This window comes from Mucilaginibacter sp. P2_D11, from assembly GCF_056404435.1.
On the sequence record NZ_JBFUEA010000008.1, the window covers coordinates 173,226 to 185,663 of the forward strand.

Annotated in this window: 15 protein-coding genes; 3 read left to right on the plus strand and 12 right to left on the minus strand. The window is 46.4% G+C overall.

The features are described 5' to 3' along the window. Positions 1-2: 2 nt before the first annotated feature. The 8 genes from AC1DXC_RS14475 to AC1DXC_RS14510 form a co-directional block, all read right to left on the minus strand. Positions 3-710, minus strand: a complete 708-nt coding sequence (locus AC1DXC_RS14475; protein ID WP_477459862.1) for a hypothetical protein — start codon at positions 708-710, stop codon at positions 3-5. A 110-nt stretch (positions 711-820) separates the two neighbouring features. Then, positions 821-1,507: a hypothetical protein gene (locus AC1DXC_RS14480; protein ID WP_477459863.1), complete on the minus strand. Its 687-nt coding sequence runs from the start codon at positions 1,505-1,507 to the stop codon at positions 821-823. 47 nt (positions 1,508-1,554) lie between these two features. Then, positions 1,555-2,310 (minus strand): hypothetical protein, encoded by a 756-nt coding sequence (locus AC1DXC_RS14485; protein ID WP_477459864.1) that lies wholly within the window; start codon positions 2,308-2,310, stop codon positions 1,555-1,557. A 4-nt stretch (positions 2,311-2,314) separates the two neighbouring features. Next, positions 2,315-2,620 carry an NADH-quinone oxidoreductase subunit NuoK gene (nuoK, locus tag AC1DXC_RS14490; protein ID WP_477459865.1) on the minus strand — a complete coding sequence of 102 codons (306 nt, stop codon included), beginning with the start codon at positions 2,618-2,620 and terminating at the stop codon, positions 2,315-2,317. Continuing rightward, on the minus strand, positions 2,617-3,165 hold the full coding sequence (locus tag AC1DXC_RS14495; RefSeq protein ID WP_477459866.1) for an NADH-quinone oxidoreductase subunit J family protein: 549 nt from the start codon (positions 3,163-3,165) through the stop codon (positions 2,617-2,619). Before AC1DXC_RS14495 ends, nuoK begins: the two co-directional genes overlap by 4 nt. Then, a complete protein-coding gene (locus AC1DXC_RS14500; RefSeq protein ID WP_477459867.1) occupies positions 3,162-3,752 on the minus strand; it encodes a 4Fe-4S dicluster domain-containing protein in 591 nt (196 codons plus the stop codon). Before AC1DXC_RS14500 ends, AC1DXC_RS14495 begins: the two co-directional genes overlap by 4 nt. Positions 3,753-3,978: 226 nt before the next feature. Further along, positions 3,979-5,286 (minus strand): UDP-N-acetylglucosamine 1-carboxyvinyltransferase, encoded by a 1,308-nt coding sequence (gene murA, locus AC1DXC_RS14505; RefSeq protein ID WP_477459868.1) that lies wholly within the window; start codon positions 5,284-5,286, stop codon positions 3,979-3,981. 229 nt (positions 5,287-5,515) lie between these two features. Next, complete coding sequence (locus AC1DXC_RS14510) at positions 5,516-6,289, minus strand: DUF4290 domain-containing protein (protein ID WP_477459869.1); 774 nt, start codon at positions 6,287-6,289, stop codon at positions 5,516-5,518. A gap of 371 nt (positions 6,290-6,660) precedes the next feature. On the opposite strand from AC1DXC_RS14510, the gene AC1DXC_RS14515 reads away from it, so the two are divergent. Both AC1DXC_RS14515 and AC1DXC_RS14520 read left to right on the plus strand, forming a co-directional pair. Further along, positions 6,661-7,773, plus strand: a complete 1,113-nt coding sequence (locus AC1DXC_RS14515) for a mandelate racemase/muconate lactonizing enzyme family protein (RefSeq protein WP_477459870.1) — start codon at positions 6,661-6,663, stop codon at positions 7,771-7,773. Positions 7,774-7,778: 5 nt separating this feature from the next. Then, entirely contained in the window at positions 7,779-8,075 is a 297-nt protein-coding gene (locus AC1DXC_RS14520; protein WP_477459871.1) for a hypothetical protein, read from the plus strand. 119 nt (positions 8,076-8,194) lie between these two features. Here the strand turns inward: AC1DXC_RS14520 and AC1DXC_RS14525 are convergent, their stop codons facing one another. From AC1DXC_RS14525 to AC1DXC_RS14540, 4 genes are all read right to left on the minus strand, one after another. Then, on the minus strand, positions 8,195-9,565 hold the full coding sequence (locus AC1DXC_RS14525; RefSeq protein WP_477459872.1) for a dipeptidase: 1,371 nt from the start codon (positions 9,563-9,565) through the stop codon (positions 8,195-8,197). A gap of 128 nt (positions 9,566-9,693) precedes the next feature. Beyond that, positions 9,694-10,128, minus strand: a complete 435-nt coding sequence (locus AC1DXC_RS14530; protein ID WP_477459873.1) for a hypothetical protein — start codon at positions 10,126-10,128, stop codon at positions 9,694-9,696. Between the two features lie 143 nt (positions 10,129-10,271). Beyond that, positions 10,272-10,601 carry a YbjQ family protein gene (locus AC1DXC_RS14535; protein ID WP_477459874.1) on the minus strand — a complete coding sequence of 110 codons (330 nt, stop codon included), beginning with the start codon at positions 10,599-10,601 and terminating at the stop codon, positions 10,272-10,274. Between the two features lie 32 nt (positions 10,602-10,633). Beyond that, positions 10,634-11,554 (minus strand): alpha/beta fold hydrolase, encoded by a 921-nt coding sequence (locus AC1DXC_RS14540; protein ID WP_477459875.1) that lies wholly within the window; start codon positions 11,552-11,554, stop codon positions 10,634-10,636. Between the two features lie 82 nt (positions 11,555-11,636). On the opposite strand from AC1DXC_RS14540, the gene AC1DXC_RS14545 reads away from it, so the two are divergent. Further along, positions 11,637-12,419, plus strand: a complete 783-nt coding sequence (locus tag AC1DXC_RS14545; protein WP_477459876.1) for a Rossmann-like and DUF2520 domain-containing protein — start codon at positions 11,637-11,639, stop codon at positions 12,417-12,419. The last annotated feature ends 19 nt before the right edge of the window (positions 12,420-12,438 follow it).

Genomic DNA, 12,438 nt, shown 5'->3' on the forward strand with positions numbered 1-12,438 from the left:
TTTTATTTTGTTTTGATGATTAAAACTGGTTTAACGCCTTTTTTTACCCGCTCGCCATTGTTAAAGTTTACGCTCTTTATTTTTTTATTATCAAGGTTAAACAACACTTTGGTTCGCAGCGCCTGGTTACTGCTTACCCTCTGGCCGTTTAGTATATAAGTTACTTTTGTATCGTCGCCCAATTCGTCAAGGTAAATTTGATACCCCGGCGACCAACCGGCTAACTTGTTTTCATAAACTTTTATAGCAGCGGTTTTTGTGAGGATGCTAACAACCCCGTTCCTGGCCCTACCCTGGAATTGGCCGAATGCTTTTTCCCGTTTTATCGAATCTATTAAAAACACAGTACTTGTATCAATTTCGTTTAGTTTCTTCTCTGATAATTCTCCGTCTACAATAATCAGTCGCTCATTAGCCAAAGCAGGATCATTCAGCAACGCATTCCTTATCGAATCCGGTTTCCTATCGCGCTTGGTTAAAATAAGTATTGCCCCGTCTGCCGCCTGGTCGCCGTACATTTTTTTTGCTACAGGCCCTTTTAGCACGGCGGTCTCTGCAATGCTATTGGGATCGATGTTCTCTAAGTTGCCCTTAAAGATCACTCCGTCAATTACGATCAACGGGTGCTTTTTTGGCAGGTTTACCTGCGCATCAGCCTTAATGGCAAGCATCAGCAAAACAAATAAACAAAACAAATTCAGCCTTCTCATTTCTAATCTTTTAACTGGTTAATTTCACCAACAGCACAATGCAATACCACTGCTATGATAGCAAGGGTTACGGTTTGCGCGTCGGTATGGAAGGTCGTTGGGTTCAATTTTTATTTTGTTGTGATTGAAAAAACTGTGTGGTTTTGGCTTTTCATCATATAGTTTTCGTTGAGATTGGTGTCTTTAATCTTTTCCACAGGTAGGTTATACAATAACTTTATCAATTCATCGCTGTGCCTGATAAATTCGCCATTCACGTCATAAAGTACCTCCGAATCGTCGAAATTGCGGTCGTTCAAGTATTTACGATAGCCCCACGTTACGCTGCAAAGCTTATTAAGGTAGGCATTCACGGCGTAGTCTTTTGTGATTATAGATAATAGTGGATAACGACCCTTAGATAGATAATCACCGGATTTAACCCCCTTTTTTGAAAATTCCAGCTTAATAATGTCGCTTGTATTTAATCCGGCTAAGCCACTATCTGCCAATTTCGAATTTAATGCCACCCAACTGCGGTATTTAACTTTACTTAGATACGGGCTCAATTGTTCAGCGTACTTTGTACCCGGCTTGCCTTTTTTAGTAGTAACTAAAAATACCCCATTGGCTCCCCGCGCTCCAAATAGAGCGGCAGCTTTTGCCCCATTTAGTGTATCTACCTTAATAATATCAGAGGGCTTGATGGCACTAAAATCATCTGCCAGGTAAGTTCGGTCGACAACAATAAGCGGCGTATTGGGCATTAGCGTTGCAGGCTCTCCATTTCCCTGCGCCACAGCTGCATTATCCATCATCACGAAGGATAAACACAGGCATAATATGGCAATCAGCTTCCTCATCTTTATTTAGTGGTAATCACTACCACCGGCTCTTTATTATCTAATGTGTTTTTATAGTGTTTATCCATGAACATTACCGAGGTGATAGATTCCGCAGGCAAATCGTACAGCTTTTCTATCGTACGTTTATCTTCCTCCTGTTTTAAGGGCTTGCCGTTCAATACATACAGGAAACGGATATCGTTGCAGCTGCACGAATCGAAATATGCTTTGTACTCCTTAGAAAAAGCACCCAGTTTCTTTTGATACTGCATTATGGCGAAGCCTTTGGTCGTAATTGTATAGATTGTACCCAGGGAATCGGTACCGGCTTTTTTGGGAAACGGTGCCGATTCAAACTTCAATACATCCAACGCATCCACGTCTTCCATCTTCAACTCGCCCCGGTCTTTGCCATCCACAATAAATTTATCGGGCGTCTTTTTGAACTGAGGAGGCGGCGGCAAGACGATGTTATCCTGCGTGGACGGCAACGATTGCTTCGTGGTAATCATCACCACCCCATTTGCACCTTTCTTCCCGTATATTTTTGCCCCATCCGCTGTTTTGATAATCGAAACGGCGATGATATCATCCTGGTTGATGTCCTCCAGCTTGCCTTTATATTCTTTATCGTCTATCAAAACCAGCGGCTTATCCTTTGCCAGCGGCGGGTCCTTAAAAATCAGCGTTTTGCTGTTTATATTAAAATATTTGTCATTCTGCGCGCAGGCAGCTAATGAAAACGTTAACAGTAATAATATCGTCAGTCGCTTCATCCCCTTAGTCCTTTAACTGGTTAATTTTATCCGCATCGATGGTTTTATACCGGCGATACACATTCAGGATGATGGCCAGTGCCACGGCTGTTGTAGCGGCTGCCAACACAATGGCGAAAAGGGCAAACATTTGGCCGCCGTTGTTGATGCGGTCGTACCGGCCAAAGGCTACCAGGTTAAGGTTGGCGGCGTTCAGCATCAGTTCGATGCCGATCAATATCTGTATCGCATTCTTTTTTGATACGATGATGAACAAACCGATGCAGAACAGCCCGGCACTCACCAGCATGAAATGCTGCAGGCCAATCATGGGTTGCCCTCCTTGCGCGACAGGTGCGCCGCGCCCACCAGGGCAATCATCAGTAATATGCTGATGGCCTCGAAAGGCAGCAGGTAACCGGTCATTAAATTGATGCCGATATTGTTAATGCCCGATTGGTTCACCGGGATAATATTGCCTGCATCTTTTGCTGCTTTTACCCAGGCCAGGCCGGCTATATCGGCCTTGAACACCACGTTTACCATCACCACTAAAAACAGTGCGGCGAGTATAAAGGCGGCCACAGTATTCAAGCTGATGAAACGATTCTGCTGCTGCTCCACAGCTGCCAACGATTCCTTGCCCGATAGCATAAAGGCAAACAGTATCAGCACCAAAATCCCACCCACGTATATCACAATTTGGGTAACAGCCACAAAATCGGCAACTGCCAATACGTAGAGGCCAGCTAACCCAAACAACGTTACGAAGAACATAAATATGCTTCGCACCAGATTTTTGCTTGCGGCTACCACCAGTGCTGAACCCAGCGTAACCAATGCCATCAGATAAAAGAGTATTTGTACTAAACTCATGCGTTGCCCTCCTTTGCCTTCATGGCGGCTAATTTGGCGGCTTGTTTTTCGGCCTGTTGTCTTTCCAGCAAGGCGCGTTTTTCGGCAGCAAGCTCGGGCGACATATCCGAGAACTCGTAATTCAGATCCTTCAGTTCGAATACGGTGCGGTCGTACTGATTGGTCATTACGATGCATTCCGTAGGGCACACAATGGTGCACAACCCGCAGTACATGCACTTAGCCATATCGATATCGAATTTGGCAGCGTAAAGTAGTTTTTTTGACCCATCGCTGGTTTCGCCGATAGAGCCTTCTGTAGATTTTATCGATTCGATGTCGATGCAATCCACCGGACAAATCTTGGCGCAAAGGTCGCACACGATGCAATCGTCAATCTCTACATCCAACTGGTAGCGGCCCACCTCGGGCGTGGGCAGTTGCTGTGCGGGGTATTGTATGGTATTGGTATCGTTTTGGCGGCTAAAGTAGTTGTTATCCGTAATAGAAACCACATCGCGCTTATGGTTCCCCACAAAGAGGTGCTTCAGGGTGAGGGTGAGGCCCCGCCATGCCGTTGTGAAACTATTTAGAACCTTATTAATCATTTATATTTTTTGCGATTTCACCGATTTAGATGATTTTTCGCTTAAGTAAGTTTTTTAAGGTGCTTAAGAGGGCTTCGCCGTTTCACCGATTAAAATCACACTCATTCACGCCATAACTATGCCACCCAAAGCCTCCACACGCCCAATCTCAGCATGCAGGCAACGCACAGGAGGGTCAATATCTTCTGGCAGGATGCCATAAGTGACCTTTTATATGTCTTTTTAATTATACCCTCGTAATATCTGCCCCAAGCGCTTTTAGGCGGGCATCGATGTTTTGGTAGCCGCGCTCTATCTGTTCTATGTTATAGATTGTAGATTTCCCTTGCGCCGATAAGGCAGCAATAAGCAGAGACACCCCGGCGCGGATATCGGGCGAGGTCATAGAGATACCGCGTAGCTGTATTTGTTTATCCAAACCAATAACGGTAGCGCGGTGCGGATCGCACAGGATAATGTTGGCACCCATATCCAGCAGCTTATCCACGAAGAACAAGCGGCTCTCGAACATTTTCTGGTGGATGAGTACGGAACCTTTTGCCTGAGTGGCCACTACCAGCACAATGCTCAGCAGATCTGGCGTAAAGCCCGGCCATGGCGCATCGGCAACGGTAAGCAGCGAGCCATCGATAAAGGTATCAATCTCGTAATGGTCTTGCGAGGGGATGTAGATATCGTCGCCGCGAAGTTCCATCTGTATGCCCAGGCGTTTGAAAACGTCGGGAATCATGCCCAGCTCGGCATATTTAACGTCTTTGATGGTGATTTCGGACCCCGTCATGGCGGCCAGGCCTATGAACGAGCCGATTTCTATCATATCCGGCAGCATGGTATGCTCGGTGCCGCCAAGGCTTTCAACGCCCTCTATAGTTAATAAGTTGGATGCAATGCCGCTGATTTTGGCACCCATGCGGTTAAGCATTTTGCAAAGCTGTTGCAGGTAAGGCTCGCAGGCGGCGTTGTAGATGGTGGTAGTGCCTTTTGACAATACAGCTGCCATTACGATGTTGGCCGTACCTGTTACCGATGCTTCATCCAACAGGATGTAAGTACCGCGCAGGTTTGATGCATCCACGTTGTAAAAGCCGGTTTCGGGATTATAATCAAAGCGTGCGCCCAGTTTCTCGAAACCCAGGAAGTGGGTATCCAGCCTGCGGCGGCCAATTTTATCACCACCCGGTTTTGGGATAGATGCCTTGCCGAAACGTGCCAGCAGTGGGCCTAGTATCATGATAGAGCCGCGTAAGCCGCCACCCTTGGTTTTAAAGGCTTCGGAATTGAAAAAATCCTGGTCTATTTCCTTGGCCTCGAAGGTGCAAACCGAACGCGAGATGCGGTTCACCTCAACGCCCATATCGCCAACTAGTTCTATCAGTTTATTAACATCCTGTATATCAGGGATGTTATTAATGGTCATTTTTTCGCCGGTAAGCAATACAGCCGATATGATCTGCAGCGCCTCGTTTTTTGCGCCCTGCGGGATGATCTCGCCCTTAAGTTTCTTGCCGCCTTGTATCTCGAATGCGTTTCTCATTTGGTTGATGGTTTATATTTCGTGCCGATGTTTATAGCTGATAGTTCATAAATCATGGCAGGAAGTGCAATGGTTTTAAAGCAACAAAGATTATAAAATTATCCAATAAATAAATTCAACAAGCACAAACAATCAAACCTCAAAAAGTTTTCCCAATGACCCAATGACCCAATGACCCAATGACCCAATGACCCAATGACCCAATGACCCAATGACCCAATGACGTCAATTAGTACTTCTTAGCCCCGCCGGTATTACGGTTGCGGTTTTGGTTGTTGTTATTATTGTTATTGTTGCGGTTTTGGTTGTTATTGTTGTTTGTGCGCCCTCCGCCGCCACCATTGCTGCGGTTTTGGTTGTTATTGTTGTTTTGGTTATTGGTGCGCCCGCCGCGGTTGTTGTTGTTGCTTTGGCTGTTGTAAGGGTTGGTACGGAACTCTACCCGGTTAAGGTTTACGTTCTCTTCCAGCCTCAATTCGCCGCCGGATAGGTGGAGCAGATCGGATATGATCAGATCATCAGCAACCGAATCTTTGTTCCATTGCACGTAGGCCATTTTCATGAAGTTGGCAATGGCCTGTACCATGTGGCGTTTACGATCCGGCTCCTCGATGCTTTTGGCTTTCTCGATCATCATTTCGATGGTTTTGCCATAGTGCTTGTAGCGTATGCGCTGGTGCGGATATTTAAGCGGCTCGGGTTTAAGGTGGATAGCCTCCGGACTAGGCTTAGGGTATGGCGAATCAACATCCAACTGGAAATCGGAGATGATGTGCAGGTGATCCCAAAGCTTGTGCTTAAAATCTGCAACATCGCGCAGGTGCGGGTTCAGGAAACCCATCAGGTCGATAACTACCTGGGCGTATTTATTGCGTTCTTCTTTAGTGGGCAGCGCAACAATGTATTTCACCATGTTTTGCACGTTGCGGCCGTATTCGGTAAGTAAAAGTTTGTTCCTGGTAGAGTTATAATCAAACTCGCCAGGCAATGTGGTTAATGCCATGTAAATATTTTTTAATTGAATAAAATCGTTTGAAAGAATTTCCCGGTGCATGGACGATTTCAGAGAGCAGAAACCGGAGCAACAGAATGAATGTGTACGAAGTACGAACGCAAAGATAGGAATTTTGTGTTGCTGTGCAAAAAGATGTTTAGTGGTTAATTTAACCGCAAAGAACGCAAAGGAAAAAAACCCAAAGAAGCGCAAAGGGTTGCGAGATGGCTATTTAAGCTGGTGGGACAAAGGTTGAATTTCGGAAAGCTTGTTTTAAAATTAACCAAAATATAGGCTTTGCGCTCCTTTGCGAAAAACTTTGCGTGCTTTGCGGTTAAATAGCCACCAACAATTTAATAAATTTGCTATTCAGATCTGCTATGAACAACCCGCAAGTAATCATCGCCCATATTGATATATTTCGTTTCAGCATCCCCATGGAGCCTTTCACCATTGCCACGTGCACTATGGATCATGCCGCTAATACCTTTATCCGCATCCATACCGATGCCGGGTTTTATGGGGTGGGGGAGTGCTCGGCTTTCCCGATGATTGTGGGCGAAACGCAGGATACCTGCCTGGTAATGGCCAAAGATTTCGCCAAATTATGGAAAGGACAAGATGCCTTGGATATCCCCGCACGCATGCAGCAATTGCACGATGCCACCGCCGGCAACGGCACCATTAAAAGCGCATTCGATATGGCGCTTTATGATATCGCCGCAAAAAATGCTGGTTTGCCACTGTATAAATTTCTCGGTGGAGAAAAACGCGTGGTAGAAAGCGACATCACCATCGGCATCGGTACGCCCGAAGTAATGGCCAAAAAAGCCATCGATTTTAAAGCATCCGGCGCTACCATACTAAAGGTAAAGCTGGGCAAAGGCGCCGCCATTGATGTAGAACGCATCAAACAGATACGCGAAGCCGTTGGCCCCGAAATGAAGATACGCATAGATGCCAACCAGGGCTGGAGTTTCGACGAGGCTGTATATGCCCTGCAGGCCCTCGGCCAATACGATATAGAGTTTTGCGAACAACCCATGCGTACCTGGTACGACGATAAATTGCCCGAACTGATGGGCCTGTCGCCCGTAAAAATTATGGCCGATGAAAGCGTGTATATCCACCATGATGCCCGCAAGCAGATAGAAAGCGGCAGCTGCCACTATGTAAACATCAAAATGGCAAAAGCTGGTGGCATTACCGAAGCGAAGAAAATACACGATACCTGTGCTGAACGCGGCATCCCCTGTATGATGGGCGGTATGTTGGAAAGCCGTATAGCACTCAGCAGCAAGCTCCATTTTGTGTACGCCAGTCCCAATATTCAATTCTATGATATGGATACCTGCAAACTCGGCCACCTTATAGACCCATGCGTGGGTGGTGCACAGTACAATGGCTATCACCTCGATATCAGCGATGCACCGGGAATAGGGGCAGATGCGGACGAAGCGTTTTTGGAGGGGTGTGAGAAGTGGAGTGTTTGATTAACATGGAAAGCAAAGTAGCGCCACCGTATGTAGAGATTTTTATATTGGTTGTTTCTTACGGAACAATCGTCCTGGAATTTCTAATATCCATTTTTGGACACAGTGAAGAAATGGTGTTTGGAGGAGTTGTTTTCCTTTTTTTGATAGCCCCGCTCGGGATGATTTATATCATCTTTAAACAGTTGTGGCGGTTGCGACGCGCTAAACTTGCAAAGCTTGAAAAGTGGATTTTCATTGCTTCGGTTTTGTATTTCGTAATAGCGCCACTATCTATGTATTTGCTCGGCAAATATGCATAGGTTATCAGCCAATAAATTTCCTGAGTTCGAACATTAGAGAGTCTTTACAATTTGTCGAATAGGGGACCATACATTCTGTATAATTCTCCTAATTCGACAAATTCGAGTTCAGACAACTCCTACTTACTCAATTCAGCAAAATACTTATGAAACAACGGGATGGTTTCTATCCCTTTGTAATAATTAAAGATATCATACTTCTCATTTGGCGAGTGCAGGGCATCGCTATCCAAACCAAAGCCCATCAGTACGGTTTTTAGGCCCAGTTCAGCCTCAAATAAAGCTACTATTGGGATGCTGCCACCGCCACGGGTTGGGATAGGCTGCTTGCCGAATGCTTCGGCTATGGCTTTCTGTGCTGCCTTGTAGGCAATGCTATCGGTAGGGGTAACTGCCGGCTCGCCGCCATGGTGCGGGGTAACTTTTACCTTAACGTATTTAGGGGCGATTTTCAGGAAATGATCGGTGAAGAGTTGGGTTATTTTCTCGCTGGTTTGGTTCGGCACCAAACGCATCGAAATTTTGGCGCTGGCTTTTGATGGCAGTACGGTTTTAGCGCCTTCGCCAATGTAGCCACCCCAAATGCCGTTTACCTCAAGGGTAGGACGGGTGCCGGTACGCTCGAAGGTGGTGTAGCCTTTCTCGCCCCAGGTTTCGGCTATGTCCAGGTCTTTTTTGTATTCTTCTTCATCGTATGGTGCAGCGTTCAGTTCAGCACGCTCGGTTTCGGTGAGTTCCAAAACATCGTCGTAAAAGCCGGGGATGGCGATATGGTTATCCTCATCGTGCAGGGAGGCAATCATTTTGGCCAGTATGGTTGCAGGATTGGCCACCGCGCCGCCGTAAACACCCGAATGCAGATCGCGGTTAGGGCCGGTAACTTCTACTTCAAGATAGGACAAGCCGCGTAAACCAGTCTCTAATGAAGGATGCTCCATGCTGATCATCGAGGTGTCGGATATCAACACCACATCGGCCTTCAGGCGTTCTTTGTTTGCTTTTACGAAAATACCAAGGTTGTTGGAGCCTACTTCTTCCTCGCCCTCTATCATAAATTTGATATTGCAGGGCAGGGTATCGGTCTGCATCATCAGCTCGAACGCTTTTACGTGCATGTAAAACTGACCCTTATCATCGCAGGCACCGCGTGCATAAATCTTGCCATCGCGGATGGTGGGTTCGAAGGGCGGGGTGAGCCAAAGCTCCAATGGATCTGCCGGTTGCACATCGTAGTGGCCATAGACCAGCACGGTAGGCAAGGCGGCATCAATTATCTTTTCGCCATACACGATAGGGTAGCCTGCGGTTTGGCAAACTTCTACGTTATCGGCACCCGCATCAGTCAGTTTTTTGGCCACGTAATCGGCAGCGTTTAAAACATCGGCTTTGTATTTTGGGTCGGCACTAACGGATGGGAAGCGCAGCAGTTCGAACAGTTCGTCCAGCAAACGCTGTTTATGAGTTTCTATATATTGCTTTATTGCCTGCATGGTAAATGTATTTGAGGCAAATATAGCGCAGCGAAACAGATATCCAATAGATTTCACGCAAAGGCGCAAAGCCGCCATTGAAAATTAAAAACTTTGCGACTTAGCTACTTTGCCCGAGATTAATATCGTTATTTTTTCGCCTTCGGTGAAAACAAGGCAAAGGGCACAGCGCCCAACACCACTGCTGCGATATGCGCAAACGTAACTTCCTTTTGAAGCGTAAACGCATAGTATGTAATGGCGATTACTGCCGAAACTATACTTAGATAATATAAGGGCTTACGATATTCTTTGTATTTCAGTGCCGTTACGAAATTGATGCCTCCCAGTGCGCACCAGGTAACCGATATGCCAACCGCAGCCACCGCAAACCACAAAAACACCTGGAACGCCGCCATAACCAATAATACCCCAAAAGCAGCCCGCTTTATTTTAGGCCCCGATGAACCATACATTACTATCGGCAAAATAGTGATGAGGAGCATGAGATAGTTAACGATGATGTGTTTTACCTCGCCTGCGTAGGTGAAGCCGTCGATTAGGGTTTGGATGGTTTTGCTCATGATAATTGGGTTAGCTAAATCTACAGAATAATTTTATAGAAAAGCATGAGCAGGTATGTGATAGGTTTATGCGCAAATACACAAAGCCGCTAAGTCACAATTAAAAACTTAACGGCTTTGCGTGAAATATATTTGGAGGCTTTTTACACCTTCTCTACCACCACGGCGGTACCGTAGGCTAAAACCTCGGTAATGCCCTGCATTACTTCGTTGGCATCGTAGCGCATGTTGATGATGGCATTGGCGCCTATCGCGCGTGCGTGCTGTATCAATAGCTGGTAAGCTTCTTCGCGGGCGTTTTCGCAAAGCTCAACGTAAACAGAAAGCCTGCCGCCAAAAAGCGACTGTATGCCACCGGCAAAGTTACCCACAACGCTGCGGCTGCGCACGGTAATGCCGCGCACCACGCCAAGGTGTTTGGTAACTTTATACCCTTCTAATGTATTGCTGGTGGTAATGAGTGAAGTATCCATAATGTGTTTAGTGTTTGTTTATTTATTAGACACTATTTCTTTAAAAATGTTACCAAAGCGGGGTTCACAATTTCGGGCTGCTCTAAAAAGGGCAGGTGGGCGGCATCATCAACCGGCAAAAACTCGGTTTTTACCAGTTTGTTTACCGAGTCGGCATACATAAAAGGTACCGATTTATCTTCCTTGCCCCAAATAAGCATCACCGGTTTGTTTTTGCTATTGAGTAAGGCGTAGCTTTCGCGTGGCTTAAAGTCGTAATTATATTGGGTAGAAACCAACGCATGGCGGAAACCTTTGTATTCCATCTGCGGGGTGTATTGGTCTACCCAGGTGGGGTGCTTATCGGGGTATTTAAAATCCGTCATCTGGCTCAGGGCCCTGTCATCTGCGCCTACCATTTCCTTTAGCGTAGTGTAATACTGCGAAAAATCGGGCTTGCCGAAGTTGTAAACCGGGTCTACCAATACCACTTTGTTCACCATGTCCGGGTATGCGCAGGCAAAATCTGTAGCTACCGCGCCACCGAAAGATACGCCAACCAGGCTCACGGGCGTTTTAACTTCAAGCTTGGTTAGCAATTCTTTCAGTTGGTCCATATAAAGTTGCTTGTTGTACACGGTGTCGGGTCGGTCCGAGTATCCTCTGCCGAATTCATCGTAGCGCAGGACGCGGAAGCCGTGCTCGGTTAAGTACTCATAGGTGCCGTTCCAGATGTAGTAGGGCACGCTGAAGCCATGTATCATTACCACCACTTTGCCGGAGTCGGGCCCATCCAGTTCGTAATGGGTAACGCCGCCGCTCAGTTCCTGGTAACTGCCGTTGGTATTTTTGCGGAGGTTATAGGTGATTTCTTTTGTTTCTTTGTTTTTGGTGAAATACAGGATGGCGATAACGGCCGCCCCAAAAATTATGAGCACGAGCAGAAATGTAACAACACGTTTAAGAAACTTCATTTTTGTGGGGGAATAAGGTTTTTTGAATTAAGAAATAAAAGTAACCCAAATATTTAATTTTGCAATAGAAAGCTATCAACTCATGCGTATTACAATCGTCGGCTCGGGCAATGTGGCCACCCACCTTGCAGCAGCATTTAAAAATGCCGGGCACCGCCTGGTGCAGGTGTATAGTCCTAACATGCAAAACGCTGCACTGCTGGCCTATCATGTGGGTGCGGAGGCTATCGATAACCTCAAAGATATTGATGCCGAAACTGATATTTTTATAGTTGCCGTAAAAGACGATGCCATAACGGAAATTATTCCCGCTTTATCGTCATTGGGTAAATTGGTGGTACATACCTCCGGCGCGGTAGATTTAAAGGCGCTTACGGATTATACGGCCAATGCAGGCGTTTTTTACCCGCTGCAAACCTTCAGCAAAACAAAGGAGCTTAACTTTTGGGATGTGCCGATGTGCATCGAAGGTGCGGATGAAGCGATAACCAAACAGCTGGAAGACCTGGCCCGAACCATCAGCAATAACGTTTACCGGGTAAATTCCGCGCAACGCAAAATATTACATCTTTCTGCGGTTTTTGCCTGCAATTTCACCAATCATTTATACGCGGTAGCCGAAGGGCTTTTAAAGGAGCACGATATGGCCTTTGACATGCTGCGCCCGCTGATACTGGAAACTGCCGATAAAATAAAGGCACATTCGCCCGCCACCGTACAAACCGGCCCGGCAGTGCGTAAAGACGAGCAAACCATGCAGGCGCACCTGGCAATGTTGGAACGGAAGGCAGATTTACAGCAGATTTACCTTTCGCTAAGTCAGGATATTATCAAAAACAGCATCGTACCTCACGGGGATAAGTAATTTTGTTACTTTTGCCAAA

Coding starts and splice junctions, on each gene's coding strand:
- AC1DXC_RS14535 (WP_477459874.1), bottom strand. CDS start 10,601: ATGGATACTTCACTCATTACCACCAGCAATACATTAGAAGGGTATAAA.
- AC1DXC_RS14480 (WP_477459863.1), bottom strand. CDS start 1,507: ATGATGGATAATGCAGCTGTGGCGCAGGGAAATGGAGAGCCTGCAACG.
- AC1DXC_RS14520 (WP_477459871.1), top strand. CDS start 7,779: ATGGAAAGCAAAGTAGCGCCACCGTATGTAGAGATTTTTATATTGGTT.
- AC1DXC_RS14525 (WP_477459872.1), bottom strand. CDS start 9,565: ATGCAGGCAATAAAGCAATATATAGAAACTCATAAACAGCGTTTGCTG.
- murA (WP_477459868.1), bottom strand. CDS start 5,286: ATGAGAAACGCATTCGAGATACAAGGCGGCAAGAAACTTAAGGGCGAG.
- AC1DXC_RS14495 (WP_477459866.1), bottom strand. CDS start 3,165: ATGAGTTTAGTACAAATACTCTTTTATCTGATGGCATTGGTTACGCTG.
- AC1DXC_RS14530 (WP_477459873.1), bottom strand. CDS start 10,128: ATGAGCAAAACCATCCAAACCCTAATCGACGGCTTCACCTACGCAGGC.
- AC1DXC_RS14485 (WP_477459864.1), bottom strand. CDS start 2,310: ATGAAGCGACTGACGATATTATTACTGTTAACGTTTTCATTAGCTGCC.
- AC1DXC_RS14500 (WP_477459867.1), bottom strand. CDS start 3,752: ATGATTAATAAGGTTCTAAATAGTTTCACAACGGCATGGCGGGGCCTC.
- AC1DXC_RS14475 (WP_477459862.1), bottom strand. CDS start 710: ATGAGAAGGCTGAATTTGTTTTGTTTATTTGTTTTGCTGATGCTTGCC.
- AC1DXC_RS14545 (WP_477459876.1), top strand. CDS start 11,637: ATGCGTATTACAATCGTCGGCTCGGGCAATGTGGCCACCCACCTTGCA.
- AC1DXC_RS14540 (WP_477459875.1), bottom strand. CDS start 11,554: ATGAAGTTTCTTAAACGTGTTGTTACATTTCTGCTCGTGCTCATAATT.
- AC1DXC_RS14510 (WP_477459869.1), bottom strand. CDS start 6,289: ATGGCATTAACCACATTGCCTGGCGAGTTTGATTATAACTCTACCAGG.
- AC1DXC_RS14515 (WP_477459870.1), top strand. CDS start 6,661: ATGAACAACCCGCAAGTAATCATCGCCCATATTGATATATTTCGTTTC.
- nuoK (WP_477459865.1), bottom strand. CDS start 2,620: ATGATTGGCCTGCAGCATTTCATGCTGGTGAGTGCCGGGCTGTTCTGC.